The 24,324-nt window shown below is 70.2% G+C and carries 28 protein-coding genes; 16 read left to right on the top strand and 12 right to left on the bottom strand.

The window, feature by feature from the left end:
* Nucleotides 1-196: 196 nt before the first annotated feature.
* The 3 genes from J2Y58_RS14655 to J2Y58_RS14645 all read right to left on the bottom strand — a co-directional run bounded on the left by J2Y58_RS14655 (nt 197) and on the right by J2Y58_RS14645 (nt 3,252).
* Nucleotides 197-619 carry a hypothetical protein gene (locus J2Y58_RS14655; protein ID WP_310104468.1) on the bottom strand — a complete coding sequence of 141 codons (423 nt, stop codon included), beginning with the start codon at nt 617-619 and terminating at the stop codon, nt 197-199.
* Complete coding sequence (locus J2Y58_RS14650; RefSeq protein WP_310104465.1) at nt 619-2,022, bottom strand: nitronate monooxygenase; 1,404 nt, start codon at nt 2,020-2,022, stop codon at nt 619-621. The genes J2Y58_RS14655 and J2Y58_RS14650 overlap by 1 nt, the downstream gene beginning before the upstream one ends.
* A gap of 75 nt (nt 2,023-2,097) precedes the next feature.
* Nucleotides 2,098-3,252 carry a glycosyltransferase family 4 protein gene (locus J2Y58_RS14645; RefSeq protein WP_310104460.1) on the bottom strand — a complete coding sequence of 385 codons (1,155 nt, stop codon included), beginning with the start codon at nt 3,250-3,252 and terminating at the stop codon, nt 2,098-2,100.
* Nucleotides 3,253-3,341: 89 nt separating this feature from the next.
* On the opposite strand from J2Y58_RS14645, the gene J2Y58_RS14640 reads away from it, so the two are divergent.
* Nucleotides 3,342-3,593, top strand: a complete 252-nt coding sequence (locus J2Y58_RS14640; RefSeq protein WP_310104458.1) for a hypothetical protein — start codon at nt 3,342-3,344, stop codon at nt 3,591-3,593.
* Between the two features lie 125 nt (nt 3,594-3,718).
* Here J2Y58_RS14640 and J2Y58_RS14635 read toward each other — a convergent pair whose 3' ends face one another.
* From J2Y58_RS14635 to J2Y58_RS14625, 3 genes are read right to left on the bottom strand one after another with little or no spacing between them, the layout of a single operon-like run.
* The gene (locus J2Y58_RS14635) at nt 3,719-4,864 is read right to left on the bottom strand and encodes a glycosidase (protein WP_310104456.1); all 1,146 of its coding nucleotides are present in this window, start codon (nt 4,862-4,864) and stop codon (nt 3,719-3,721) included.
* On the bottom strand, nt 4,864-5,622 hold the full coding sequence (locus tag J2Y58_RS14630) for an SDR family NAD(P)-dependent oxidoreductase (RefSeq protein ID WP_310104453.1): 759 nt from the start codon (nt 5,620-5,622) through the stop codon (nt 4,864-4,866). The genes J2Y58_RS14635 and J2Y58_RS14630 overlap by 1 nt, the downstream gene beginning before the upstream one ends.
* A 43-nt stretch (nt 5,623-5,665) precedes the next feature.
* A complete protein-coding gene (locus tag J2Y58_RS14625; RefSeq protein ID WP_310104451.1) occupies nt 5,666-6,538 on the bottom strand; it encodes an alpha/beta hydrolase in 873 nt (290 codons plus the stop codon).
* Nucleotides 6,539-6,577: 39 nt separating this feature from the next.
* On the opposite strand from J2Y58_RS14625, the gene J2Y58_RS14620 reads away from it, so the two are divergent.
* From J2Y58_RS14620 to J2Y58_RS14585, 8 genes are all read left to right on the top strand, one after another.
* Nucleotides 6,578-7,936: a protein adenylyltransferase SelO family protein gene (locus J2Y58_RS14620; RefSeq protein WP_310104448.1), complete on the top strand. Its 1,359-nt coding sequence runs from the start codon at nt 6,578-6,580 to the stop codon at nt 7,934-7,936.
* 46 nt (nt 7,937-7,982) lie between these two features.
* Complete coding sequence (gene astD, locus J2Y58_RS14615) at nt 7,983-9,392, top strand: succinylglutamate-semialdehyde dehydrogenase (protein ID WP_310104446.1); 1,410 nt, start codon at nt 7,983-7,985, stop codon at nt 9,390-9,392.
* Nucleotides 9,393-9,416: 24 nt separating this feature from the next.
* Nucleotides 9,417-10,331, top strand: coding sequence for a DUF808 domain-containing protein (locus J2Y58_RS14610; RefSeq protein ID WP_310104443.1), 915 nt, complete (start codon nt 9,417-9,419; stop codon nt 10,329-10,331).
* Between the two features lie 250 nt (nt 10,332-10,581).
* Nucleotides 10,582-11,370 (top strand): uroporphyrinogen-III C-methyltransferase, encoded by a 789-nt coding sequence (gene cobA / locus J2Y58_RS14605; RefSeq protein ID WP_310104439.1) that lies wholly within the window; start codon nt 10,582-10,584, stop codon nt 11,368-11,370.
* On the top strand, nt 11,367-11,663 hold the full coding sequence (locus tag J2Y58_RS14600) for a DUF2849 domain-containing protein (RefSeq protein ID WP_310104436.1): 297 nt from the start codon (nt 11,367-11,369) through the stop codon (nt 11,661-11,663). Before cobA ends, J2Y58_RS14600 begins: the two co-directional genes overlap by 4 nt.
* Nucleotides 11,664-11,703: 40 nt before the next feature.
* Nucleotides 11,704-13,335, top strand: coding sequence for a nitrite/sulfite reductase (locus J2Y58_RS14595; RefSeq protein ID WP_310104433.1), 1,632 nt, complete (start codon nt 11,704-11,706; stop codon nt 13,333-13,335).
* The gene (locus J2Y58_RS14590; protein WP_310104430.1) at nt 13,328-13,789 is read left to right on the top strand and encodes a DUF934 domain-containing protein; all 462 of its coding nucleotides are present in this window, start codon (nt 13,328-13,330) and stop codon (nt 13,787-13,789) included. Before J2Y58_RS14595 ends, J2Y58_RS14590 begins: the two co-directional genes overlap by 8 nt.
* The gene (locus tag J2Y58_RS14585) at nt 13,782-14,540 is read left to right on the top strand and encodes a phosphoadenylyl-sulfate reductase (RefSeq protein ID WP_310104427.1); all 759 of its coding nucleotides are present in this window, start codon (nt 13,782-13,784) and stop codon (nt 14,538-14,540) included. The genes J2Y58_RS14590 and J2Y58_RS14585 overlap by 8 nt, the downstream gene beginning before the upstream one ends.
* A gap of 112 nt (nt 14,541-14,652) precedes the next feature.
* On the opposite strand, the gene J2Y58_RS14580 is transcribed toward J2Y58_RS14585, so the two are convergent.
* The 3 genes from J2Y58_RS14580 to J2Y58_RS14570 are packed head-to-tail and all read right to left on the bottom strand — an operon-like array spanning nt 14,653 to nt 16,132.
* On the bottom strand, nt 14,653-15,288 hold the full coding sequence (locus J2Y58_RS14580) for a trimeric intracellular cation channel family protein (RefSeq protein ID WP_310104424.1): 636 nt from the start codon (nt 15,286-15,288) through the stop codon (nt 14,653-14,655).
* A complete protein-coding gene (locus tag J2Y58_RS14575; RefSeq protein ID WP_310104422.1) occupies nt 15,285-15,683 on the bottom strand; it encodes a PaaI family thioesterase in 399 nt (132 codons plus the stop codon). The genes J2Y58_RS14580 and J2Y58_RS14575 overlap by 4 nt, the downstream gene beginning before the upstream one ends.
* Complete coding sequence (locus J2Y58_RS14570) at nt 15,680-16,132, bottom strand: PaaI family thioesterase (protein ID WP_310104419.1); 453 nt, start codon at nt 16,130-16,132, stop codon at nt 15,680-15,682. Before J2Y58_RS14570 ends, J2Y58_RS14575 begins: the two co-directional genes overlap by 4 nt.
* 103 nt (nt 16,133-16,235) lie before the next feature.
* On the opposite strand from J2Y58_RS14570, the gene J2Y58_RS14565 reads away from it, so the two are divergent.
* The 4 genes from J2Y58_RS14565 to J2Y58_RS14550 all read left to right on the top strand — a co-directional run bounded on the left by J2Y58_RS14565 (nt 16,236) and on the right by J2Y58_RS14550 (nt 18,811).
* Nucleotides 16,236-16,382 (top strand): hypothetical protein, encoded by a 147-nt coding sequence (locus J2Y58_RS14565; RefSeq protein WP_310104415.1) that lies wholly within the window; start codon nt 16,236-16,238, stop codon nt 16,380-16,382.
* A gap of 596 nt (nt 16,383-16,978) precedes the next feature.
* Entirely contained in the window at nt 16,979-17,308 is a 330-nt protein-coding gene (locus J2Y58_RS14560) for a multidrug efflux SMR transporter (RefSeq protein WP_310104730.1), read from the top strand.
* Nucleotides 17,309-17,345: 37 nt separating this feature from the next.
* Nucleotides 17,346-17,726 (top strand): fluoride efflux transporter CrcB, encoded by a 381-nt coding sequence (gene crcB, locus J2Y58_RS14555; RefSeq protein WP_310104410.1) that lies wholly within the window; start codon nt 17,346-17,348, stop codon nt 17,724-17,726.
* The gene (locus J2Y58_RS14550; protein ID WP_310104408.1) at nt 17,723-18,811 is read left to right on the top strand and encodes an RluA family pseudouridine synthase; all 1,089 of its coding nucleotides are present in this window, start codon (nt 17,723-17,725) and stop codon (nt 18,809-18,811) included. The genes crcB and J2Y58_RS14550 overlap by 4 nt, the downstream gene beginning before the upstream one ends.
* Before the next feature lie 156 nt (nt 18,812-18,967).
* Here J2Y58_RS14550 and J2Y58_RS14545 read toward each other — a convergent pair whose 3' ends face one another.
* A complete protein-coding gene (locus tag J2Y58_RS14545) occupies nt 18,968-19,657 on the bottom strand; it encodes an NAD-dependent deacylase (protein WP_310104406.1) in 690 nt (229 codons plus the stop codon).
* 55 nt (nt 19,658-19,712) lie between these two features.
* Between J2Y58_RS14545 and J2Y58_RS14540 the strand changes: the two genes are divergently transcribed.
* Entirely contained in the window at nt 19,713-20,492 is a 780-nt protein-coding gene (locus tag J2Y58_RS14540; protein ID WP_310104403.1) for a TSUP family transporter, read from the top strand.
* A gap of 211 nt (nt 20,493-20,703) precedes the next feature.
* Here the strand turns inward: J2Y58_RS14540 and J2Y58_RS14535 are convergent, their stop codons facing one another.
* A complete protein-coding gene (locus J2Y58_RS14535) occupies nt 20,704-21,279 on the bottom strand; it encodes a L,D-transpeptidase family protein (protein WP_310104400.1) in 576 nt (191 codons plus the stop codon).
* Between the two features lie 212 nt (nt 21,280-21,491).
* On the opposite strand from J2Y58_RS14535, the gene J2Y58_RS14530 reads away from it, so the two are divergent.
* Nucleotides 21,492-22,232, top strand: coding sequence for a murein L,D-transpeptidase catalytic domain family protein (locus J2Y58_RS14530; protein WP_310104398.1), 741 nt, complete (start codon nt 21,492-21,494; stop codon nt 22,230-22,232).
* 215 nt (nt 22,233-22,447) lie between these two features.
* Here J2Y58_RS14530 and J2Y58_RS14525 read toward each other — a convergent pair whose 3' ends face one another.
* Nucleotides 22,448-22,750 carry a chorismate mutase gene (locus J2Y58_RS14525; protein ID WP_310104395.1) on the bottom strand — a complete coding sequence of 101 codons (303 nt, stop codon included), beginning with the start codon at nt 22,748-22,750 and terminating at the stop codon, nt 22,448-22,450.
* 235 nt (nt 22,751-22,985) lie between these two features.
* Between J2Y58_RS14525 and rpsD the strand changes: the two genes are divergently transcribed.
* Nucleotides 22,986-23,600 carry a 30S ribosomal protein S4 gene (rpsD, locus tag J2Y58_RS14520; protein WP_310104392.1) on the top strand — a complete coding sequence of 205 codons (615 nt, stop codon included), beginning with the start codon at nt 22,986-22,988 and terminating at the stop codon, nt 23,598-23,600.
* Nucleotides 23,601-24,324: the final 724 nt, after the last annotated feature.

The raw sequence follows: 24,324 nt of genomic DNA, 5'->3' as shown, positions 1-24,324 counted from the left end.
GGTAGAAGGCGTTGCGGGCGGCGCGTCATCCGGACTGGATGGCGCGCCGTTTTCACGTCCAGAGGGTCGTCGTTCGGCGTCCTTTCCGGTCCGTTCGCACCGAGCTTGTCGAAATGCGGGTCGCAGGCGTTTCGCCCGCCGCACGTGCTTCGACAGGCTCAGCACGAACGGAAAGATGTGATCGCTCGCCGCAATCTCACCCCAGCAACGCCGCGCGCGCCAGATCCTTCGGCCGCCCGAACGACAGCAGGATCGCCGCAAGCTCCGCCCGTTCCGGCACGAACACCCCGCCGATCGGCACGCGCGACACCGGCCGCACCGGGCGCCAGGCACCGTCGGCGCGGACCTCCAGCTCGGCCATGACCTCGACCGGCATCGCGCCGCCCTCGGCGCGCGCGAACGGATGCGACCGGAACCGCGCGCTGGCCGCACCGATCGTCACCGTCCCCGGCCACGCCGCCAGCATCCGCGCCGCGTCACGCGCACTGACCAGCACGTCGACGTCCGCCACCGCGGTATCGGCCCCGTGCAGCCGCACCGCCGCGCTGCCGATCACCCACCACGGGTCTTCCGCCCCGCGCAGCGCCGCCGCCACCTGCGACAACGCCGCGCGCAGCATTAGTCCCCCGTCAGGATGCGATCGACCAGCTGCTTGACGGTCGGCACGAAGCCGTTGGAATAGAAGGGGTCGCGCTTGAAATTATACGCCGCATGCCCCGCGAACATCAGGTTCGCGTCGGTGTCGCCGCCGTGCGCGATGTCCTGCAACGTCTTCTGAATGCAGAAGCTGCGCGGATCGGCCAGCCGCCCGGTCGAGTTCGTCTCGGTATCCGCCCAGCTCGAGAACAGGCACTGGCTGAGGCAGCCCATGCAGTCGGCCTGATCCTTGCGGATCTCGCCCTTCTCCTGCGGCGTGACGAAGACCAACGTGTTGTCCGGCGTCTTCAGCGCATCGGTGAAGCCCGCCCCGAACCATTCGCGCGCGCGCAGCAGGTCGTTGCGGGTCACCCAGAAGTTCCTGCCCTTCACCCCGACGTCGAGCTGGAAGACATGGTCGCCCGCTTCCTGCGTCGAAAACGCGATCTGCCGCTCCGACCGCGCCTCCAGCGCGCGCAGGAACGGGTTGCGCACCGCCGACGAATAGAAGCCGGTCGGCGAGAAGCGGTGCAGCAGCACCTCGCCCTGCTCGATCTGCGTCAGCTTGGCCTTCCACCCCTCGGGGATCGGGCTCTCCTGCGTCAGCAGCGGTCGCGTGCCGTACTGGAAGGCGATCTGCCCCAGTTCCGGATTGTCGATCCAGTCGTTCCAGTCGCGCAGGTACCACACGCCGCCCGCCATCACGATCGGCGTCGTGTCGGGGATGCCGCCCTCGCGCATCGTCTCGCGCAGCGCCTTGACGCGCGGATACGGATCCTCGGGCTTCAGCGGATCCTCGGCGTTCGACAGGCCGTTGTGCCCGCCCGCCAGCCACGGATCCTCGTAGACGACCGCCGACAACCACTCGCTCGCCTTCGAATAGGCGCGCTTCCACAACGCACGGAACGCGCGGCCGGAGCTGACGATCGGCAGGTAGCTGACGTTGTACGACGCCGCGATCTCGGACAGCTTGTACGGCATGCCCGCGCCGCAGGTGACGCCCGCGACCAGCCCGCGCGTCCGCTCCAGCACGCCGTGCAGGATGCGCGGCGCGCCGCCCATTTCCCACAGCACGTTGATGTTGATCGCGCCCTTGCCGCCGGCGATGTCCCAGGCGCGCTGCACCTGCTGGACCGCGCCCTCGATCGCATAGGCGATCAGTTCCTCGTGCCGCTCGCGCCGGGTCAGCGCGCGATAGATCTGCGGGATGATCTTGCCGTCGGGGTCGTAGCTGTCGGCGTTCACCGCCGAGACCGTGCCGATCCCGCCCGCCGCGGCCCAGGCGCCGGCCGAGGCGTGGTTCGTCGCGGCGACGCCCTTGCCCCCTTCCACCAGCGGCCAGACCTCGCGGCCTCCATAGACGATCGGCTGAAGCCCCTTGAACACGCGATTTCCCGTTATCATCACTGTCGAAGCCGCCCCATATAAAGCAATTGGGCCGCAACGCGACCGAAATGCGACTTACATCAGTGAACCCGGCCGCCCCGCCGCCGCGCCGTACACCGCCGCCGAGCGCGCGATCATCGCCGCCGCGTCGTGCACCTGCGCCGCGCGCGCGCGGTTCGCCGCGCCGATCGCGGCGCGCAGCGTCGCATCGGTCGCCAGCGGTTGCAGCGCGTCGCGCAACGTCACCTCCGCGGCATGCGCCGACAGGATCGCGCCATTCTCCGCCGACAGCAGCGCCGCCGCCGCAGTCTCCCGCAGCGCCATCACCGGCACGCCGGCGGCCATCGCCTCGACCACGACCGCCGGCGCCGGGCCGGGGCGCAGCGGCAGCAGCAGCACGTCGAACCCGCCCAGATACGCCGCACTGCGCGGCAACGCGCCGGGCAGCACCAGCCGGTCGTCGACCCCCATGGCCAGCGCCGCCTTCTCCACCGCCGCGCGCCCCGGCCCGTCGCCGACCACCACCAGCCGGAACCGCGCCGACAGCCCCGCGACCGCCCGCACCAGCAGCGCCACGTCCTCGCCCCCGTTTGCGCCGTCGCCCGACAGATCGGCGACGACGCCGATCACCACGTCGGCGGGCTTGCGCCGGAACCCGGCGACCGTTTTCGCGTCCGGCCCGCGCGCGAACGCCGACAGGTCGACGCCATCGGGAATGACGTGGAGCCGCTCGCCCCCCACCTTCCACCGCGCCGCCGCGGGCGCCGCCGCTTCGTCACTGCGCACGACCAGCCCCGCCGCCGCGCCGAGTGCGATGCGCCGGTACAACCGCGCCGCGCCGCCGATCGTCGTGGCTTCCGCATCCTCGTGATGCACGATCGGCGGCGCGTCGCGCGGAAACGCCCGCCGCGCCATCACCGCATCGATCGCCCCCGCCCCGAAACTCAGCACCAGATCGTGTCCGCGCATCGCCCGCGCGATCGCTTCGTAGCGCGCGACCGACACCGCGCCCGTCAACGGCGGCGGCTGCTGCGCCAGCGTCGCGCGCACCCCGTCGGGCACGCCCCCGACACAGGCATCCGCGGCGACGGTATGCCGCGCCTTCTCCCCGAACGCCGCCATCAACCGCAGCGCACGCCGGCTCCACGCATCCCCGCCCTGCGGGTCGAAGCGCGCGAAAAGGTAAAAAATGGACAGCGACTGTGACATACCGGCCACATAGCGCGTCAAATGCTGCTTTGCATCACGTTCTCCTTCCCCTGCGCCGCGGAACCCGACATGAAAAACGCTGTTATCCGCCACTAACAGGAGACGCCGCCATGAAGATTGCCTCAATGTTCGCCACCGCCGCCGCCCTGACGCTCGCCGCCGCCCCGGCGGTCGCCGCTCCCGCCGCCAACCCGGCGTCGTCGCTGTCGGTCGCCAAGTCGGCGCGCGCCGGCACCGCCACCTCGGGCAAGAGCAAGCTGGCCGCGCCGGGCGCGATCGTCGGCCTGGTGCTCGCCGCTGCGGTCGTCGCCGCCGGCGTCGTGATCGCGGTCGACGACAACGACGATTCGGACAGCAACTGATCGCGCGCGCCCCGGTTCGCCGGGGTGCCGCTCGCTGCAAGGCCCGGAACGCTGCCGCGTTCCGGGCCTTTCGCTTGGGCACCAATGCCGTCATTGCTGCGCCTCGCTCGCAATGACGAAGGGCGCTACCCCGCCCCGCCCGCCCCGATCGCCGCCTTCGGCACGTGCGTGATCCGGCACGCCAGGTCCGCCTCGCCGCTCGCCACGATCCAATGGTCGCCGCCATCCGCGATCCCGGTCGTGAACACCACGTCGGTGACGTACAGCAGCTCCTCCAGCGGCTTCAGCAAGCCGGGCGCCGGCTCCAGCAGCGGCGTATCGCTCGTCGCCAGCGCCTTCGACGGATCGTCGCGGTCGAGCAGCGTCCAGTAGGTGCGATAGATCCCCACCACCCCCGACGGCTCGACCCCGTGCCACAGCGACAGCCAGCCGCGCTGCCCGTTCACCTCCGTCAGCACCGGCGGCGCGCCGCCGCCCATCCGCGCGGTCGCCATCGTCTTCGCATGCGGGCGGATGCCGGGCTTGTCGTACGGCTTCCAGTGCAGCGCGTCGGGGGAGGTCGCCAGGTTGATCGACGGCCCCGCGCGCCACTCCGCGTCGGGCGGATAGGCGAAGTACAGGTCGCCCAGCGGCCGCGTCTGCGCCCAGAATTTGTCCCCGACCTTCCCCTCGAAAATCAGCATGTCCTTGTTCTGGTGGTCGAGGACGATCCCCTCCAGCGTCCACTCGAGCGCATCGTCGCTGGTATAGAGCGTCGTCGAATGCCGCTCCGGGCTGACCGAACAGGTCGTCATGTAATAGCGCCCGTCGACCCGCGTGATCCGCGCATCCTCGACGCCGTAGCATTGATAGGAGGCGCGCGGCGCGATCGCGCGGTCGTAATGCACCGCCACCACGGAACGCCCCTCGGCATCCAGCTCGACCGGCAGCAACCACGACAGCGAGGTGAGCGCCATCACCTTCCACCCGCCGCCGCGCATCATGAACTTGCGCGGATCGGACGTGTCGACCAGCGACAGCGGCCAGGCATCCAGCACGTAATGTCCGTCGTGCCAGCGGATCGCATGGATCTGCTGGTCGCGAACCGGGTGGCGAAGCGCCTCGGCGATCCGCACCATCATCAGCAGATTGCCGTTCGGCAGCCGCGTCATGCCCGGATTGAACGCGCCCAGCACATAGGTTTCGGCGTCGATCTTCCCCGCCAGCGGCGACCGGCCCAGATCGACGTCGTGCGGGGTGAAGACCAGTGCGTCGTGCGGGAACGCCGCCATCACTCCTCCTCCTGCACCCGCGGGCTGATCGTCAGACGCTGGATGACCGTTCGGCGCGGCTGGGTCAGCAGATATTGCACGCCGACCGCGATATCCTCGGCGCGCAGCATCGTGCCCGCCTCGATCTGCTCGCGCTGCTCCGCCGGGCTGACGTCGGGCATCTGCATGTCCGACCCGGTCTTGCCCGGCTCGACCAGCGCGACGCGGATGTCCTTGCCCCCCAGTTCGCGGCGCAGCGCGATCGAGAAGCCCTGCAACCCGTGCTTGATCGCGGCATAGACCGTCGAATGCGGTCCCAGAACATAGGCGCTGGTCGACCCGATCATCACGATATCGCCGCCCGGCGCCATCGCCTCGGCGGCACGATGCGCCAGCAGCAGATATTGCGTGAAGTTCAGCGAAATGGCGTGGCGCACCTCGGCCTCGCTCATCTCGCTCAGCCCCGACGCGGCCTCCGCGGCATTGGCGACCACCACGTCATACCCGCCCAGCGCCGCGTCGGCTGCGTCCAGGAACGCCGCCACATTGTCCGGCGCGGACAGATCGAACAGCGCGCCGTCGGCCTGCCCCACCTCACGGATGTCGTGCAGCGCCTCGTCGAGGTGCGCCGGCTCGGTCCCGCCGATGAAGACGCGGGCGCCGTCGGCGGCCAGCAGGCGCGCGATCGCACGGCCGATCCCGGTCGTTCCTCCGGTGATCGCCACGCGCCGCCCGTTCAGCGGCAGCACGGCGGTATGGGCGTCGGGCGCGTCGGTCATGCGGTTCCTCGATCGGGTCGGTGGTCGGAACCGCGACAGCGCCTCACGCCGCGGGGCGGTTCCCGGTGCGCGCAAGCCAATCCGTCAACGCAGGTTGCACGACGGCCTCGTCCAGCATCGGCGCGTGTCCGATCCGCGGCACCGTCACCAACGCCGCATCGGGCAGCGTCGCGACCATCCGCTCCGCCACGCGCGCCGACAGGATATCGCTCAGCGCCCCCCTCACCACCAGCACCGGCACCCCCGCCAGCGCGGCGAGCGCGCGCCACATGTCCGGCCCTGCCTCGGCGCCGGGCAGGCGGAACGGCTCGGCGATTTTCATGTCGTAATCCAGCACGATCCGCCCGGCGGAGTTCAGGCGGTACAGCCTTTTGGCCATCGCCAGCCAGTCTTCGATCCCCCAGTCGGGATAGGCGGCGGCATTGCCTTCCTGCACGCCGCGCGCGGCGTGCATCCACGTCGGCCACGTGCTCGGGCGGCCGACATAGCCGCGGATCCGTGCCAGCCCGCTCGCCTCGATCTCCGGGCCGACGTCGTTCAGCAGCGCGCCCGCGATCCGCCCCGGCACCAGCCCCGCGAGCAGCATCGTCACGATCCCGCCCAGCGACGTGCCGATGCTGACGAACCGGTCGATCTTCTGGTCGTCGAGCAGCGCGACCACGTCCTGCGCGTAGCTGAGCGGCACGTACGTCATCGGGTCCTTGGCATAGCCGCTTTCGCCGCGCCCGCGGAACTCGACCGCGATCACGCGCCGCCCCGGCGCGATCGCCTGCGCAACGCGTGCGAAGTCGCGCGCGTTGCGCGTCAGCCCGGGCAGGCACAGCACCGGCGGCTGGTCCGTTGCCCCCGCATAATCGCGCGCATGCAGCCGCAGGCCGTCCGCCGACCACCAGTAGATGTCCCGAAAATCCGCCATCCGCTTGCGCCTTCCTCCCACCGCCCCCCATATCGCGGCATGGCCGTCGACCCGCAAGCATATCGCCCCGAGCGCGCGCTGACCGCGCTCGGCGACCCCTTCTACGATGCGGTCCCGGCCGCGAACTTCCCCAGGACGATCCTGCGTTTCCGCAACGATCGCGCCGCGCGGCAGGTCGGGCTCGACACGCTCGACGACGCCGAATGGATCGCGCATTTCGGTCGTTTCGCGCCTCTGCCCGGCTCGCTCGAACAACCGCTGGCGCTGCGCTATCACGGGCATCAGTTCCGCGTGTACAACCCCGACATCGGCGACGGGCGCGGCTTCACCTTTGCGCAGCTTCGTGACGACCGCAGCCGGTTGATGGACCTGGGCACCAAGGGCTCCGGACAGACGCCGTGGAGCCGCTTCGGCGACGGCCGCCTGACGCTGAAGGGCGGCGTGCGCGAGGTGCTGGCCACCGAGATGCTTGAGGCGCTGAACGTCCCCACCTCGCGCAGTTTCTCGCTGATCGAGACCGGCGAGGAACTGGAGCGCAACGACGAACCCTCGCCGACGCGCGGCGGCGTGCTGGTGCGGCTCAGCCATTCGCACATCCGCATCGGCACCTTCCAGCGGCTGGCCTATCACCGCGACGAGGACGCGATGCGCCGCCTCACCGGCTACGTCCTGCGCGAACTCTACGGCGAGGACAGCGACGACCCCATCCGCCTGCTCGAACTGGTGGTAGCACGCACCGCAACGCTGGCGGCGCGCTACATGGCGGCGGGCTTCGTCCACGGCGTCCTCAATTCCGACAACATCAACGTCACCGGCGAAAGCTTCGACTACGGTCCGTGGCGGTTCGCGCCCGTGTGGGATCCGGCGTTCGTCGCCGCCTATTTCGACCACGCCGGCCTCTACGCCTTCGGTCGCCAGCCGGAGGCGATCCTGTGGGACGTGATGCAACTGGCATCGTCGCTCCGGCTGATCGCCGAGTCCGACCCGCTGATCGCCGCGCTCGACGGCTTCGCACCCGCCTACCAGCCCGCGATCGCCGAGGCGGTGCTGTGGCGGCTCGGCCGGACGCCGCGCGGGGGCGAGGAGGACCGCGCGCTCGTCCAGGCGGTCGAACGCGCGCTGCGGTCGACGCAGGTTCCCGTCGATCGCTTCTTCTTCGATGCCTTTGCGCAGCCGTTACCGCAAACCTACGACACCGCGTGGGACGAGGTCCGCGCGCTGCTGGAGCCCTATGCGATGCGCCGCGCCCGCGACCATGCGTATTGGCAGGGCGAACCCTGTTCGATGCTGATCGACGAGGTCGAGGCGATCTGGTCCCCCATCGCCGCCGCCGACGATTGGGGGGCGTTCGGCGCAAAGATCGCCAACATCCGCGCGATGGGCGACGCGCTCGCCTGACGTTCCCCCTTCCGCCACCGCGATTGTTACGGCTAAGACCCCCGCCATGGCAGAGTTGATCTCCTACGAGCCCGCCACCGGCGCGGAACTGTGGCGCGCCGCCACCAGCGACGTCGATGCGGAGGTCGACGCGGCGCGCGGCGGCTTCGTCCCGTGGGCGGCCAGGTCCCTGTCGTTCCGCATCGAAACGATGCGCCGCTTCGCCAATGTCGTGCGCCAGCGCGCCGAACAATTCGCCGACCTGATCGCGCGCGAGACCGGCAAGCCGCTGTGGGAGGCGCGCACCGAGGTCGACACCGTCGCCGCCAAGGTCGACATCTCGGTCACCGCCTATGCCGACCGCACCGCGCAGCGCCGCCTCGACGCGCCGATGAACACCCGTATGGCGCTTCGTCACAAGCCGCACGGCGTGATGGCGGTGCTGGGGCCGTACAACTTTCCCGCGCACCTCCCCAACGGCCACATCGTCCCCGCGCTGATCGCGGGCAATGCGGTGGTCTTCAAACCCTCGGAAAAGACGCCCGCCACCGGCGCCTTCCTGGTCGACTGCTTCCACACCGCCGGCGTGCCCGCGGAAACGCTGCGGCTCGTGATCGGCGGCCCCGCGGAGGGCAAGGCGCTCGCCGCGCACGACGATATCGACGGCCTCCTCTTTACCGGTTCGGCGCGCACCGGCATCGCGCTCAACCGCGCCTTTGCCGAGAGACCCGAGAAGATCCTCGCGCTGGAGATGGGCGGCAACAACCCGATCATCGTCTGGAACACCCCCGATCTCCACGCCGCCGCGGTGCTGGTGGCGCAGTCCGCCTTCACCACCTCGGGCCAGCGCTGCACCGCGGCGCGCCGCCTGATCGTCCAGCAATCGCTCGCCGAGCCGCTGCTCGCCGAACTCGACCGGCTCACCCGCCGACTGATCGTCGGCGCGCCGCACGACGATCCGCAGCCGTTCATGGGCCCCGTGATCGACAACGAGGCGGCGGACGGCCTGACCGAGAGCTTCCTGGCGCTGATGATGAAGGGCGGCCGCCCGATCCACCACATGGCGCGCCCGGTCGACGATCGCCCGTTCGTCACGCCGGGCATCATCGACGTCACCGACGTCGCCGATCGCCCCGACATCGAGCTGTTCGGCCCGCTGCTCCAGGTGATCCGCACCGACGATTTCGACGACGCGATCATGGAATGCAACAACACCCGCTATGGCCTGTCCGCCTCGCTGATCAGCCAGACGCCGGCGCTGTTCGACCGCTTCTGGGCGGGTGCGCGCGCCGGCATCGTCAACTGGAACCGCCCGACCAACGGCGCGTCGTCGTCCGCGCCGTTCGGCGGAATCGGCTGGTCGGGCAACCACCGCCCCAGCGCCTATTACGCCGCCGATTACTGCGCCTATCCGGTCGTCTCGAACGAGGCCGAGGCGGCGCGTGCGACGATCGGCATCGGCCTGGCCGACGCCTGACCTGACCCCGAAAGGACCGACACCATGGCAAGCGGACTCGTCGCGCTGCTCGACGACATCGCCGGACTGACCCGGCTCGCCGCCGCCTCGCTCGACGACGTCGGCGCCGCCGCGACCAAGGCGGGGACGAAAGCGGCGGGCGTGGTCATCGACGATACCGCCGTCACCCCGCGCTACGTCGTGGGCCTGAGCCCGAAGCGCGAGCTGCCGATCATCGGCAAGATCGCGCTCGGCTCGATCCGCAACAAGCTGCTGTTCCTGCTGCCCGCCGCGCTGATCCTCAGCGCCGTCGCGCCGTGGGCGCTCGCCCCGCTCCTGATGCTCGGCGGCGCGTTCCTCTCGTTCGAGGGTGCCGAGAAGGTCATCGAAGCCTTTTCCGGCGACCATGCCGCCGACGAGGATGCCGCGGTCACCGATCCGGTCGCGCTCGAAAAGCAGAAGGTGTCGGGCGCGATCCGCACCGACTTCATCCTGTCGGCCGAGATCATGGTCATTGCGCTGCGCGAAGTGTCCGACCAGCCGCTGCTGACGCAGGCGATCACGCTCGCGCTCGTCGCGGTCGCGATCACCGCGGGCGTCTACGGCGTCGTCGCGCTGATCGTGAAGGCGGACGACCTCGGCCTCTACCTCGCGAAGCGTCCGTCGTCGGTCGCGCAGGCGATCGGCCGCGGGCTGGTGAAGGGCGTGCCGGTGCTGATGCGCGTGCTGACGGTGGTCGGCACCGCCGCGATGCTGTGGGTCGGCGGCGACCTGCTGATCCACAACGCCGCCGATGTCGGCGTCCCCGCGCCCGCCGAGTTCGTCCACCACCTCGCCGAGGGCGCCGGCGGCGGCGCGCTCGGCTGGCTGGTCAGCGCCGGGATCGCGGGCGTGGTCGGGCTGGTGGTCGGCGGCGTGATCGCGCTGGTCATGCACAAGGTCCACGCGGGCAAACACTGACGCCGGCGACGTCCGTCATTCCGCCAACCCCGACCGTCATTCCCGCCCCCAACCGTCATTCCCGCGCAGGCGGGAATCCAGAACCCATGTCGTCGCACCTCCTGCGACGCCAGCGCGTCTGGATCCCCGCCTTTGCGGGTATGACGGCAAAGAGGGCCCACCACCCCCATACCACACAACCAATCCTTCGGTCCGCCCAAGCATCGCTCGATTGCTTGCCCGCGCACATTCGCCCATCTCCGCGGGCATCATGGCGACGCTTCTCGATCCCGACGCGCGCGGCCGCGTCATCCTCGTCGGTGCCGGCCCCGGCGACCCCGGCCTGCTCACCGTCCGTGCGGTGGAGGCGCTGCGCGGCGCCGATGTCGTCGTCCACGACGGTCTCATCGACCCGCGCGTGCTCGACCTCGCGCCGCCCGACGCGCACCGCATCTCGGTCGCCAAGCGCCGCGCGCGCCACACGCTGCCGCAGGACGCGATCAACGCGCTGATCGTCGCGCATGTGAAGGCGGGCAGCGTCGTCGTCCGGCTGAAGGGCGGCGATCCGTTCATCTTCGGCCGCGGCGGCGAGGAGGTGGAGGCGGTGCGCGCCGCCGGCCTCGCGGTCGAGGTCATCCCCGGCGTTTCCGCCGCGCTCGGCTGCGCGGCCGAGGCGATGCTTCCGCTCACCCATCGCGACCACAGCTCGGCCGTCACCTTCGTCGCCGGCCAGTGCAAGGGGCTGACCGATCAGGACTGGTCGGGGCTCGCCGGGCAGGGCCGCACGCTCGTGATCTACATGGGCGTCGCCACGGCGGAGGCGATCGCCGACAAGCTGATCGCGGACGGCGTCGCCCCCGACATGCCGGTCGCGGTGCTGGAGAAGGGCACGCTGCCCGGCCACCGCGCGCTCAAGACCCTGCTGGCCGATCTCGGCGCGATGGTCGCGCGCGAGCGGGTCGCCAGCCCGGCGATCATCGTCGTCGGCGAGGTGGTGGAACTATCCGATGCGCAGGATCGCCTCGCCGGCTATGCGCAGGTCGCGGAGCAGATGGCATGAAGCTGGTGACCGGCAACGACCTCGCGACCGGCGACGTGATCTGGTGGACCGGCCGCGACTGGTCGCGCCACATCGCCGACGCCACCGACGCCGGCGACCGCGCCGAGGCGATCGCGCGCGAGGAGGAAGCCGCACGCCGCGTCAACGTGCCGTACGTGATCGAGGCGAGCGAGACTCCCGACGGCCCGCGCCCGGCGCATATCAAGGACCGTATCCGTGCGCTCGGCCCCACCGTCCGCCCCGACCTGACGCTCAAGCCCGCCGACGCCGACGCCGGCGACTGGGTGATCTGACCCCCTCCCCGCCCGCGTGGCGGGGACCGAGGATGAACCGATGTACAAGTACGACGAATACGACCAGTCGATCGTCGACGCCCGTGTCGACGAATTCCGCGACCAGTGCCGCCGCCGGCTGGCGGGCGAGCTGACCGAGGATCAGTTCAAGCCGCTGCGGCTGATGAACGGCCTGTACCTGCAACTCCATGCGTACATGCTGCGCGTCGCGGTACCCTATGGCACGCTGGACAGCCGACAGATGCGGATGCTGGCGCATGTCGCGCGCAAGTACGACCGCGGCTACGGCCATTTCACCACGCGCCAGAACATCCAGTACAATTGGATCAAGCTGGAGGACGCCGCCGACATCCTCGCCGAGCTGGCGACGGTCGAGATGCATGCCATCCAGACCAGCGGCAATTGCATCCGCAACATCAGCTCCGACCAGTTCGCCGGCGCCGCCGCCGACGAAGTGACCGATCCGCGCCCGTTCGCGGAATTGCTGCGCCAGTGGAGCACCTTCCACCCCGAATTCAGCTACCTGCCGCGCAAGTTCAAGATCGCAGTCATTGCCGCGGACGAGGATCGCGCCGCGATGCGCCTCCACGATATCGGGCTGCAATTGCTGGAGCGTGACGGCGTGCTCGGTGCGAAGGTGTTTGTCGGCGGCGGCATGGGCCGCACGCCGATGATCGCGCCGGAGATCAAGGATTTCATCCCCGCGGATCAGCTGATGAGCTATCTGGAGGCGTGCCTGCGCGTCTACAATCGCTACGGCCGGCGCGACAATATCTACAAGGCGCGGATCAAGATCCTGATCCACGAACTGGGTGCGGACAAATACCGCGCCGAGGTCGAGGAGGAATTCGCGGCCGTCCGCCAGCTCGGCATCGACCCGCCCGCTGCCGAACTGGCGCGGATCAGCGCCATGTTCGCGCCCCCTTCGTTCGCGGCGGACGACGGGGCGGTGGCCGACCGCAGCGATCCGGACTTCGCGGTCTGGCTCGACCAGAACGTCCGCCCGCACAAGCAGCCCGGCCATGCGATCGTCACCATTTCGCTGAAACCGGTCGGCGGTATCCCCGGCGATGCGTCGGCCGAGCAGATCGACGTCATGGCCGTCCTCGCCGAACGCTACAGCTTCGACGAACTGCGCGTCACCCATGCGCAGAACATCGTCCTGCCGCACGTCCGCATCGCCGACCTGAAGGCGGTGTGGGAAGCGCTCACCGATGCCGGTCTGGCCGAGGCGAACCTCGACCTCATCAGCGACATCATCGCCTGCCCCGGCCTCGATTACTGCGCGCTCGCCAACGCGCGCTCGATCCCGCTGGCGCAGAAGATCGGGCAGCGCTTCGCCGATCTCGGCCGCCAGCGCGACCTGGGCGAGTTGAAGCTGAAGATCAGCGGCTGCATCAACGCCTGCGGCCATCACCACGCCGGCCACATCGGCATCCTCGGCGTCGACCGGAAAGGCACCGAGAACTACCAGCTGCTGCTCGGCGGCTCGGGGGCGGAGGACGTGTCGCTCGGCAAGATCACCGGCCCCGGCTTCGACGAGGACGGCGTGGTCGACGCGATCGAGCGCGTGACCGACACCTATGTCCGCATCCGCGAGACCGGCGAGCGGTTCGTCGACACCTATCGCCGCGTGGGGATGCAGCCGTTCAAGGAGGCGATCTATGGCTGACGCATTCGAGGTCGACGTGATCGACGACCGCGCGCACCTGCGCTTCCGCGACGAAGCCGCGCACGAGGAGCCGGCGGTGACGCTCGACGCCTTTCTCGCCGACCAGTCGAACGCCACCGCCGTCCGCGTCGAGCCCGGCGACGATGCCCGCGCGCTGATCCCGCTGCTGGACCGAATCGCGCTGGTCGAGGTGTCGTTCCCCACCTTCCGCGACGGGCGCGGCTATTCGGTCGCGCGCATCCTGCGCGAGGCGGGTTACACCGGCGAGTTGCGCGCCGAGGGCGACGTGCTGGTCGATCAGATCCCGCTGATGCGCCGCTGCGGGTTCGACGCCTTCGCGCCGCGCGCCGCGGTCGATCCGGTCGTCCTGCGCCGCTCGCTGGAGCGCTACGACCATGTCTATCAGAAGGCCGCCGACGGCGCGGTGCCGGTGTGGAAATTGCGCCATGGGTGAGCCTGCTCATAACCTGGACGTCATCGACGTCCGCCCCGCCTTCACGGCCGCCGACGCCGCGGCGATGCAGGCGCGGTTCGAGGGCGTGTCGGCGCCCGACATGCTGCGCGAGTTGCTGACCGGCGAGCTCCACGGCCGCATCGCCGCAGTGTCGTCGTTCGGGGCGGAATCGGCGGTGCTGCTGCACATGATCGCCGCGGTCGACCGCGACGTGCCGGTGATCTTCACCAACACGCAGAAGATGTTCGGCGAGACCCTGGCCTATCGCGACGAGTTGTCCGAGCGGCTGGGGATGACCGACCTGCGCGTGTTCCGCCCCGATCCGCGGCTGCTGCGGCTGAAGGACGAGAAGGGGCTGCGCTGGTCCTACGATCCCGACGGCTGCTGCGACCTGCGCAAGGTCGAGCCGCTGCGCCGCGCGCTCCTGCCGTTCCAGGCGTGGATCTCGGGGCGCAAGGGCTTCCAGGCGAAGACCCGCCTCGCGCTCCCGCGCTTCGAGGAGGACGAGGGCCGTCTCAAGATCAACCCGCTCGCCGACTGGTCGAAGGAGCAGCTCGACGCCTATTTCGCCGAGCACGACCTGCCGCGCCACCCGCTGGAAGCGCAAGGCTATCTGTCGATCGGCTGCGCGCCGTGCACCTCGAAAGTCCGCCCCGGCGAAGACCCGCGCGCGGGCCGCTGGCGCGGCTGGGACAAGGTGGAATGCGGCATCCACGTCGCCGAGAAACCGGGCGAGGAACCGGCGTTCTGAGCTACTCCGTCAGTCCCGCGCAGGCGGGAATCCAGAACCTCTGACGTCCGCGCTTCTATCGATGGACCTGCGCGTCTGGATTCCCGCCTCCGCGGGAATGACGTTGCGGCCCCTATCCCTCCCCATACGCCGGCAGCGCCAGCTTGAACCGGATCGCCGCCGCCCTCAGCGCGAACCCCGCGACCGCCGCGATCACCGCCGCATGCCACGGCACCATCCCCAATTCGCGCAAACCCACATAGCTCCCCGCCGCCAGCGCCGCGGCGGTCACGTACAGCTCCGGCCGCATCAGGATCGACGGCTCGCCCGCCAGCACGTCGCGGATGATGCCGCCGACGCACCCGGTGACCACCCCCATCAGCGCGGCGGGCAGCGGCGGCACGCCGTATCCCAGCGCCTTGGCCGCGCCATAGACCGCATAGGCCGCCAGCCCGACCGCATCAAACCAGTCGAGCGCCGCGCCCCGCCACCAGCGTTCCGGCGTCACCCAGATCACCGCCGCCATCAACAGGCACACCGCCGCCACCCGCGAATCGTGCACCCAGAACACCGGCGCGCCGATCAGCAGGTCGCGCACCGTCCCCCCGCCGACCCCGGTGATCAGCGCGAAGAAGGCGAGCGTCACCGGCGTCTGCGCGCGCCGTGCCGCGGCCAGCGCGCCCGAGGCGGCGAACACCGCCAGCCCCGCCACGTCCAGCCACGGCGCGAACGCCGGCAGCAGCACGACGGGGTCGAGCGGCGGGGTCACGTGACGCTTCGTTCGGTGGAGGGGCGCTCGATCAGATAGTTCATCCGCGCGCTCGCGATCGGGCGCGCGCGATCGTCCTGCCACGCGGTCGCGGTGACGGTGGCGACCCGCGAGCCCAGCCGCGTGATCTCGCCCGCCGCGCGCGTCACATGGTCGCGCCCGCCGCGCATGAAATCGACGGTGGCGTTGATCGGCTTGATCCGCGCGCCCTCGCCCGACAGGGCATGGCGCAGCGCGGCGATCGCCGCCACCTCCAGCAACCCCGCGATCGCGCCGCCCTGCAGGAACCCCGGCCGCCCGACGACATGCTGCCCGAACGGCATCACGATCTCGGGCACGTCCGCCACCATCTCGACGGTAACGCCCAACGTTTGCGCATAGGGGGGCAGCTTCACGCCGGCACCCGCGGATAGCTGCCGCCGGTCGCCATGAACGTCGCCGCGACATGCGCGACAGGGTCGTCCGGGTCGCCGTCGTGTGCGATCCCGCGCGTGAAGGCGATCGATCGCGACACGCGCAGGCACTCGGCGCGCCCGATCACCGTGCGGTTCGCCCGCGCCGGCCGCAGATAGTCGATGCGCAGGTCGAGCGTCGCATGCGCCACGAAGGTGCGGACGCGGTGCCACACCGCCATGCTGGTCGCGACATCCATCAACGCGATGATCGGCCCCGACGCGATCACGCCGGTGTCCTCGTCGCCGACCAGCTCCGCGTTCCACGGCTGCGCCACCTCGATCCAGTCGTCGCCATGCGCATGATATCGCTGCCCCAATCGCCCGCCGTGCCCGGCATGGGAGGGCGATTCCAGCAGGTAGCGCATCACTGCGGTCGGATCCCAGCTCATGCCCTGCCCTCTACACGCCCGCCGGGGCGGCGCAACGTTGCAGGCTTTTAACTAACGGCGCGCGCACCTCCCCGCCGATAATCGCGGCGGGAGGACCAAGCACATGCCCATCGACATCGACGAGATCGCCGACCTGCCGACCCCGGTCGCCAACACCGGCACGATCCGCGTGCTGGAGGAAGTCGCCGATCACACCTGCGAATATATCACCGCGATCGTCATCATGACCTCGCAGTCGAAGAAACCGTGACGCTGCCCGCGGCGGCGGAATGGAAGGCCGCCGAGCGTCGCGCCGCGGCGGTCGCGGCGGCGTGGCGGGACTCCGACGCGGTGGCGCGCGTCCGCGCCGCCTTCGCCGGCTGCGATCCATATGCCGTCGACCATGTCGGCGAGGCCGCGGCGGCGTTGCTGGCCGAGCCCGCCTGGATCGCGCCGCTGCTCGCCCCGTTCGTCGCCGCGCTGGCCGCCGATCCGTGGTTCGAGCCGCCATTCCGCGTCACCCGCGATCGGTCGCGCACCACCGTGCAACTGCTCGACCTGCCCGCCGGCTCCCTCAACGCCACGGTGTTCGACGGTCGCGCCCTCGCCGCAGCCGCGCCCGAGACCCTGGTCGCCTCGGGCCGGCTGGTCGTGGCGCGCTACCATGTCGCGGGAGGCGCACGCCTCCGCCGCTGGGATGCGGCAGCCGCTTCGCTCACGGCTTTGCCCGCGCTCGCGCTGGACGACGGCGACGTCCACCGCATCGACGGTGAGCATTCTCCGAACATGGCCCCTGCCCGGGTGTATTGCAAGAACAGGACACACGCCGGGACTCGCCACCGCCGCCCGCTTCGTCGACAAGCGCGCATGGCTTATCTGCTGCTCTCCGTCGCGATCCTCGCCGAGGTCGCCGCCACGTCGCTGCTCAAGCAGTCGGACGGCTTCACGCGGCCCGTGCCGGCGCTGCTGACGGTCGCCGGCTACGCGATCGCCTTCTACTTTCTGTCGCTCGCACTCCGCACGCTGCCGACCGGCATCGCCTATGCGATCTGGTCGGGGGTGGGGATCGTGCTGGTCACCGCGGTCGCATGGATCTGGCACGGGCATCGGCTCGACGGCGCCGCGCTCGTCGGCATGGCACTGATCCTCGCCGGCGTGCTGGTGATGAACCTGTTCTCGGGCACCGCGCACGGCTGATTTCCCTTGGCGGCCGAAACGCGGTAGGGGCGCGGCGATGAACTCCCTGTTTCTTGTCATGGCGGGCGGCGCGGTCGGCGCCGGGGCGCGCCATCTGACCGGGCGCGCGATGCTGACCGCGCTCGGCCCCGCCTGGCCGTGGGGCACGCTGACCGTCAACCTGCTCGGCGGGCTCCTGATGGGCGTGCTGGTCGGTGCGATCGCGCGCATGGCGGGCGGCGCGGGCGAGACGTGGCGGCTGCTGCTCGGCGTCGGCGTGCTCGGCGGCTACACCACCTTCTCGTCCTTCGCGCTCGACACGGTCGGCATGATCGAGCGCGGCGCGCTGGCCGGTGCGCTCGGCTATGTCCTGCTCTCGGTCGTCGGCGCGATCGTCGCGCTCTTCGCCGGTCTGGCGCTCGCCCGGATGCCGGCATGAGCGACGGGGTCCGCCAGTTCACGGTCGGCGACGACGACGACGGCATCCGCGTCGATCGCTGGTTCAAGCGCCACCTGCCCGACACCAGCTTCACGCTGGTCGCCAAATGGGCGCGCACCGGGCAGCTGCGCGTCGACGGCGCGCGCGTCGGCCCCGGCGACCGCGTCCAGACCGGGCAGGTGCTGCGCGTCCCCCCTGCCGAGCCCGAGCGCGTCGACGCGCCGGCCCGGCGCGAACGCCCGCCGCTCAGCGACGACGAAGCCGCCTTCGCGCGCGAGATGGTGATCCACAAGGACAAGGCCGCGCTCGTCCTCAACAAGCCGCCCGGCCTCGCCACGCAGGGCGGCACCGAGACGACGCAGCATGTCGACGGCCTGCTCGACGCGCTGCAATATGAGGCGGAGGGTCGCCCGAAGCTGGTCCACCGGCTCGACAAGGACACGTCGGGCGCGTTGCTGGTCGCGCGCAACGCCCGCGCGGCGGCGTCGTTCGCCAAGAGCTTCTCCAGCCGCACCGCGCGCAAGATCTACTGGGCGCTGGTCGTCGACGTCCCCTCGATCGACGACGGCATGATCGAGCTGCCGATCGCCAAGCAACCCGGCACCGGCGGCGAGAAGATGCACGTCGACGAGGCGGAGGGCCAGCCCGCGCGCACCCGCTACCGCGTGATCGAGCGCGCCGGCAACCGCGCCTGCTGGGTCGAGCTGCAACCCTTCACCGGGCGCACGCACCAGCTGCGCGTCCACATGGCGGCGATCGGCCACCCGATCGTCGGCGACGGCAAGTACGGCGGCCCGGCGGCGTTCCTGACCGGCGGGATCAGCCGCAAGATGCACCTCCACGCGCGTCGCATCCGCGTCGACCACCCCGACGGCGGCGAGATCGACGTCACCGCCGAGCTGCCGACCCACTTCGCCGAAAGCCTCGCCAGCCTCGGCTTCGAGCAGATGGCCGGCGACATGATGCCGCTCGACATCAAGCTGCCCCCGACCCGCGAGGAAAAGAAGGCACGCGCCCGCGCCCACGCCAAGTCGGTCCGCAAGGAGCGCCGCGGCGAACGGCGTGGCCGCGGCGCGGCGAAGTAGCGGACACCCCTTCCCCCTCGCCTTCCCCCATCCCCCGTTCGTGCTGAGCTTGTCGAAGCACGTGCCCGGAACGCCATCCGGTGTCGCGTTCGGAACACGTCCTTCGACAGGCTCGGGACGAACGGGGAGGGTGAGACGCTCGGCGCTACGCCTCCGCTACCCCAACACCTCGTCGACCCACGCCGGCACCAGCACCCCCGCCGCCCCCAGCCGCGTCGCGTCGAACCACGCGCTGCCTTCGGACCGCTCCAGGTTCAGCTCCAGCGTCGCCGCCCCATACGCCTGCGCCATCCGCACGAACCCCGCCGCCGGATACACCGCGCCCGAGGTTCCGATCGACACGAACAGATCCGCCTCCGCCAGCGCCGCCTCGATCCGCTCCATCTGATAGGGGATCTCGCCGAAGAACACGATGTCGGGCCTGAGCGCCCTCGCCCCGCACCCCGCGCACGCGCTGCCCGGCGGCAAGGCGTCGCGCCACTCCCGCCGCTCCCCGCACGCCGCGCACAACGCCGAGCGCAACGCCCCATGCATGTGCAACATCCGCCGCGCGCCCGCGCGCTCATGCAGGTCGTCGACATTCTGCGTGACGATCAGCAACCCGCCCGCCCATTCCCGATCGAGCCGCGCCAGCGCCGCATGCGCCGCATTGGGCGCCACCGTCTCCAGCGCCGCGCGCCGCAGGTCGTAGAAGCGATGCACCAGCGCCGGATCGCGCGCCAGCGCCCCGGGCGTGCACACATCCTCGACGCGGTGCCCCTCCCACAATCCGCCCGGTCCGCGAAAGGTGGCGATGCCGCTCTCGGCGGAGATGCCCGCGCCGGTCAGGATGACGATGTTCTTCATGACGTGGACGGTAGAACGCTGGCCACGCCCGCGAAACCCACATAGGCGCAGCGCCATGCACCTCGCGCCCGACATCTTCGCCTTCCTCGTCCTCGTCGCCTTCCTCGCCGGCACGATCGACGCGCTGGCGGGTGGCGGCGGGCTGCTGACGATCCCGGCCCTCCTCGCCGCGGGCGTGCCGCCGGTCGCCGCGCTCGCCACCAACAAGCTGCAAAGCGCGGTCGGCACCGGCTCCGCCTTTCTCACCTTCTGGCGGGCGGGCCACGTCGACCTGCGCCGCTTCGCGCTTCCCGCGATGGGCGCGTTCCTCGGCTCGGTCGGCGGCGCGGTCACCGTCCAGCACGTCGACCCGCGCTTCCTCGCCGCGTTCGTCCCCGTGCTGCTGATCGCGATGGCGCTGTATTTCCTGCTCGCCCCGCCGATGAGCGAGATCGACCGCCACGCCCGCACCGGCCGCCTCGGGCTTACCGCCGCGACGACCGCGCTCGGGTTCTACGACGGCTTCTTCGGCCCCGGCACCGGGTCGTTCCTGACCACCGCGCTCGTCGCGCTCGGCGGGCTGGGGCTGGTGCGCGCGATCGCCAATACCAAGTTCCTCAACCTCGCCACGAACGTCGCCGCGCTCGCCGCGATGATCGCGGGCGGCAAGGTACTGTGGCTGCTCGGCGGCGCGATGGCGGCGGCCAATGTCGCGGGCAATCAGTGCGGGGCGTGGATCGCGCTGCGGTTCGGCGGCAAGGGGGTGCGCCCGCTGCTGGTCGTCATGTCGGTCGCGCTCACCGTCAAGCTGCTCGCCGACCCCGCCAATCCGTTATGGGCGTGGCTGGGGCGCTAGCCTATCTACCCCTCGCCCTGGACAGGGGAGAGGGATAGCGGAGCGTGCCAGCTTGCTGGCTAGCGCAGCTTGGGTGAGGGGTCGAGCGAGCCGAAGGCTCGCGCGCTCGCAAGCGAGCGCCACCCCTCACCCAGCTCCGACTAAGTATTTGCTGCGCAAACGCTAAGTCTGCGCAACCCTCTCCCCTCTGCGAGGGGCGAGGGAAGAAACGTCACCGCGCCGCATAGTCGTTCGCCCGCGCGGTATCCTCGGCGTCGCCGCTGGGCAGGAACGCGCCCGCGACATATGCCTCGTCGGTCACCTCGACGGTCGCGCCCAGTTGCGTCGCCGCGAACAGTTTCTTGGCGAAGGCGGTCGGCAGGCGGATGCACCCGTGCGAGGCCGGGAAGCCGGGATTGCGCCCTGCGTGCATCGCCACTCCGTCCCACGTCAGCCGCTGCATGAACGGCATCGATGCGTCGTCATACAGGTTGGAGCGATGCTGCTCCTTCTTCTGCAGGATCGTGAAGGTGCCGGTCGGCGTCGGCTTATCGTCCGACCCGGTCGACACCGACGAGGCCGCGACCAATCGCTCGCCGCGGAATACATAGGCACGCTGGTCGGGGATCGAGATCAGCACGCTCACCCGCCCCGGCCCGTCCGCGGCGGGCGTCCAGACGAACTGGTTGGGCGGCAGCGTCGCCGCCGCCTCGGTGATCGCCAGCGCGTCCATTCCGCCCGCACGAGCCGGGGCGGCGACGCCGATCGACAACAGGGCGGGAAGCAGGATGGTGGCGATTCGGCGCATGGCGGTGGCTTTCCGGCTTTCGTTGCTCTACCCGGCCCGTCCGGGTCACATCGATCAGCCAACGCGCGGCGACCGTTTCGGTGCCGGGCGACGAAGCGTTCGACATCTGCGGCAAATGCGCGCGGATCACGCGCAAACAGCGGTTAACGTTGACGATAATTAACATGTTCCATGCTACATCGACCGCATTGGAGTGGGGATTGGCGTTACTCATGATGAATGCGCAGGATACGGTGGCGTCGCGCCGTGCTTTGCTGAAGACCGGCGGATTGTTCGCCGGTGCCTTGATGATCCCGGGTGCGGTGTCGGCCGGGATGCGCGAACCGTCGGCGCGCGGCGCGCCGGAATCGCTGATCCCGCAGGATTTCTATCATCCGTCGCGCCAGGCCGTGACCCAGCCGGAACTGGCGACCGCAACCCGGCAGCCCGCGATCCACGCCCCCGGCGTGAACCCGCAACTGCTCAAGCGCGCGCTCGCCGCCCTGGAGCGCCATGGCAGCCGCATCGCCAAGCGGGACCGGATCGCGGTCGCCGACTTCTCGACCGGCTCGAGCCTGCCGCGCTTCCACCTCATCAACCTGGAGGACGGGCGTACCGTGTCGAAGCTGGTCGCGCACGGCAGCGGCTCTGACCCCGCGCACACCGGCTATCTGCAGCGCTTCTCGAACCAGAACGGCTCCAACGCCTCGTGCGAGGGCGCGTTCGCGACCGCGGACTATTACGTCGGCAAGCATGGCCGGTCGCAGCGGCTGATCGGGCTCGACCCGACCAACAACAATGCGCTGGACCGCGCGATCGTCGTCCATGCCGCTTGGTACGCCAACCCCGACATGATCCGCGAACGCGGGATGCTCGGCCGTAGCCAGGGCTGTTTCGCGGTCGGCGAGAGCGAGCTGACCGAGGTGTTCAACCGCCTCGGGCCGGGCCGGATGATCTACGCCGCCAAGGTGTGAGGGCGCGGGTCTGCGATCCCGTCGCTCTGCCCGTTTCGTCATCCCCGCGCCGGCGGGGATCCAGAACCCCTGACGTTTCGGCTCTACGCGAAAGCGAAGCGTGTCTGGATTCCCGCCTGCGCGGGAATGACGGCGAGAGCCATCCGGGGTCGCCGGCCCCATGGCGAGCGGACCTGGATATCAGGCCCGAACAACAACTCTCCTCCCGCCCTTACCTACCGCGCGTCGAACGCCGTCATCTCATACGCGATCGACGCCTCGACCAGCGTTTCCCACATCGCCGCGACCGCCTCCGCCGGCAGCCCCAGCCGCTCGGCCTCGGCGCGTGCCTGCGCGATCACCTGGGCCTTGCGCGGCTCGTCCCGCACTGCGCTCCTCGCCGGCTTGATGCGCGCGGCAGCCTCCATATAATCGAACCGTTGGCGCAGCAGCGCGACCAGCTCGCGGTCCAGCGCATCGACGCCCGCGCGGACCTCGGTCATGGTGGTGCATCGTTCGCCGGGCAGGATCTCGCTCATGCCGCGCTGCTTGGCCCCCGCCGCCCCGCCTGTCCAGCCTGTCCTGTCCGGCTTGACTTGGGGCGACCGCCCGGCTAGGCGCGCCGCTTCGCAATCGCCCCCGCATCCCGGTGAAGCGGCGGGCCTGCCCCTCGATCGAGGTGCGGCGCGAGACCGGGACCAACCCCGCCCTCCCCCGAATGTTTCGGCTCGGGAAGGCGGCAAACGTCGTTCGCAAGTTGCAAAGGTTAATTAGATGTCGAAGCGCCATAGCGCCAAGTACAAGCTCGACCGTCGTCTCGGCGAGAACATCTGGGGCCGTCCGAAGAGCCCGGTCAACAAGCGCGAGTACGGCCCCGGCCAGCACGGCCAGCGCCGCAAGGGCAAGGTGTCGGACTTCGGCATCCAGCTGCGCGCCAAGCAGAAGCTCAAGGGCTATTACGGCGATGTGACCGAGAAGCAGTTCCGTCACGCCTATGACGAGGCGTCGCGCATGAAGGGCGATACCTCGCAGAACCTGATCGGCCTGCTCGAGCGTCGTCTGGACGCGATCGTCTACCGCGCGAAGTATGCGCCGACGATCTGGGCCGCGCGCCAGCTGGTCAGCCACGGCCACATCCGCGTGAACGGCGTGAAGTGCAACATCGCCTCGCGTCGTTGCAACGTCGGCGACGAGATCTCGCTGGGCTCGAAGGCGCAGGAAATGGCGCTGGTCATGGAGGCGCAGAACCTCGCCGAGCGCGAAGTGCCCGACTACGTCGCGCAGGACGGCAACACCAAGGTGACGCTGGTCCGCGTGCCGACGCTGGACGAAGTGCCCTATCCGGTGAAGATGGAGCCGAACCTGGTCGTCGAGTTCTACTCGCGCTGATCCGGCGGCTTCGGCCAAGACAAGGGGCGGTCCTGCGGGGCCGCCCTTTTTCGTTGTGGGTACGGCCTGCGTCGGGCCGGCCGCTCACTCCCGCGCCGCGAAACCGACGCCGGGCGCATCCGCGACCACGCGCAATCGCGCCACGGATCGGCCTTGCGCACGCGATCGCGCGAAAAGCGTCCCGCCCGACACCGACCGTGCTCCGTCACGCCTAAACGGACGGCTGCCGCTGCACTCGGCCTGGTATTTTGCGGCCACGCCCGGCCCCGGCGCGCACGCAGCGCCTGAAAAACCGCGCGCGTCCTGCCACCACTCGTCCCCCGAACCCGCACCAGCCGGGCCAGCTGCGCTCCCTACGCGGGACCGCACCGCTCCCGCCAACGCAAAAAACCGCCCTACCCGCGCTCGCACGCCGGTCGGTCGGTCCGGAAGAATGGTCGAAAAGACGGAGGGAATGGTGGAGCCGAGGGGGATCGAACCCCTGACCTTCGCAATGCCATTGCCTGAAAAGCTGTTCTGATCGTTGATTATCCACGCTTTTGTGGAGCGATACCAACCAGAACGTGACAAGAACATCGACATCCTGCGATACCGCTGCGATACCAGCCCTTCCGTTGCGGAGCACGCCGTGCGGTTTCAAGCCGAAGTGCGACACGCCTCGTGGCAGCGGGGGCAGCGTGTAGCCTCCCAAGCAGCGCAGCGCTGCCCCCGCTGAGGCGCCGCC

The organism is Sphingomonas sp. BE138, from assembly GCF_031456125.1.
Classification (GTDB): Bacteria; Pseudomonadota; Alphaproteobacteria; order Sphingomonadales; family Sphingomonadaceae; genus Sphingomonas.
Note: the sequence above shows the minus strand (reverse complement) of the source record. Positions and strands in the feature narration are given on the sequence as shown.

What these genes read in the sequence shown, in the direction of transcription:
- J2Y58_RS14655 (WP_310104468.1), bottom strand. Translation starts at nt 619, where the DNA reads ATGCTGCGCGCGGCGTTGTCGCAGGTGGCGGCGGCGCTGCGCGGGGCG.
- J2Y58_RS14640 (WP_310104458.1), top strand. Translation starts at nt 3,342, where the DNA reads ATGAAGATTGCCTCAATGTTCGCCACCGCCGCCGCCCTGACGCTCGCC.
- J2Y58_RS14635 (WP_310104456.1), bottom strand. Translation starts at nt 4,864, where the DNA reads ATGGCGGCGTTCCCGCACGACGCACTGGTCTTCACCCCGCACGACGTC.
- J2Y58_RS14630 (WP_310104453.1), bottom strand. Translation starts at nt 5,622, where the DNA reads ATGACCGACGCGCCCGACGCCCATACCGCCGTGCTGCCGCTGAACGGG.
- J2Y58_RS14625 (WP_310104451.1), bottom strand. Translation starts at nt 6,538, where the DNA reads ATGGCGGATTTTCGGGACATCTACTGGTGGTCGGCGGACGGCCTGCGG.
- J2Y58_RS14620 (WP_310104448.1), top strand. Translation starts at nt 6,578, where the DNA reads ATGGCCGTCGACCCGCAAGCATATCGCCCCGAGCGCGCGCTGACCGCG.
- astD (WP_310104446.1), top strand. Translation starts at nt 7,983, where the DNA reads ATGGCAGAGTTGATCTCCTACGAGCCCGCCACCGGCGCGGAACTGTGG.
- J2Y58_RS14610 (WP_310104443.1), top strand. Translation starts at nt 9,417, where the DNA reads ATGGCAAGCGGACTCGTCGCGCTGCTCGACGACATCGCCGGACTGACC.
- cobA (WP_310104439.1), top strand. Translation starts at nt 10,582, where the DNA reads ATGGCGACGCTTCTCGATCCCGACGCGCGCGGCCGCGTCATCCTCGTC.
- J2Y58_RS14600 (WP_310104436.1), top strand. Translation starts at nt 11,367, where the DNA reads ATGAAGCTGGTGACCGGCAACGACCTCGCGACCGGCGACGTGATCTGG.
- J2Y58_RS14595 (WP_310104433.1), top strand. Translation starts at nt 11,704, where the DNA reads ATGTACAAGTACGACGAATACGACCAGTCGATCGTCGACGCCCGTGTC.
- J2Y58_RS14590 (WP_310104430.1), top strand. Translation starts at nt 13,328, where the DNA reads ATGGCTGACGCATTCGAGGTCGACGTGATCGACGACCGCGCGCACCTG.
- J2Y58_RS14585 (WP_310104427.1), top strand. Translation starts at nt 13,782, where the DNA reads ATGGGTGAGCCTGCTCATAACCTGGACGTCATCGACGTCCGCCCCGCC.
- J2Y58_RS14570 (WP_310104419.1), bottom strand. Translation starts at nt 16,132, where the DNA reads ATGAGCTGGGATCCGACCGCAGTGATGCGCTACCTGCTGGAATCGCCC.
- J2Y58_RS14565 (WP_310104415.1), top strand. Translation starts at nt 16,236, where the DNA reads ATGCCCATCGACATCGACGAGATCGCCGACCTGCCGACCCCGGTCGCC.
- J2Y58_RS14560 (WP_310104730.1), top strand. Translation starts at nt 16,979, where the DNA reads ATGGCTTATCTGCTGCTCTCCGTCGCGATCCTCGCCGAGGTCGCCGCC.
- crcB (WP_310104410.1), top strand. Translation starts at nt 17,346, where the DNA reads ATGAACTCCCTGTTTCTTGTCATGGCGGGCGGCGCGGTCGGCGCCGGG.
- J2Y58_RS14550 (WP_310104408.1), top strand. Translation starts at nt 17,723, where the DNA reads ATGAGCGACGGGGTCCGCCAGTTCACGGTCGGCGACGACGACGACGGC.
- J2Y58_RS14545 (WP_310104406.1), bottom strand. Translation starts at nt 19,657, where the DNA reads ATGAAGAACATCGTCATCCTGACCGGCGCGGGCATCTCCGCCGAGAGC.
- J2Y58_RS14540 (WP_310104403.1), top strand. Translation starts at nt 19,713, where the DNA reads ATGCACCTCGCGCCCGACATCTTCGCCTTCCTCGTCCTCGTCGCCTTC.
- J2Y58_RS14535 (WP_310104400.1), bottom strand. Translation starts at nt 21,279, where the DNA reads ATGCGCCGAATCGCCACCATCCTGCTTCCCGCCCTGTTGTCGATCGGC.
- J2Y58_RS14530 (WP_310104398.1), top strand. Translation starts at nt 21,492, where the DNA reads ATGATGAATGCGCAGGATACGGTGGCGTCGCGCCGTGCTTTGCTGAAG.
- J2Y58_RS14525 (WP_310104395.1), bottom strand. Translation starts at nt 22,750, where the DNA reads ATGAGCGAGATCCTGCCCGGCGAACGATGCACCACCATGACCGAGGTC.
- rpsD (WP_310104392.1), top strand. Translation starts at nt 22,986, where the DNA reads ATGTCGAAGCGCCATAGCGCCAAGTACAAGCTCGACCGTCGTCTCGGC.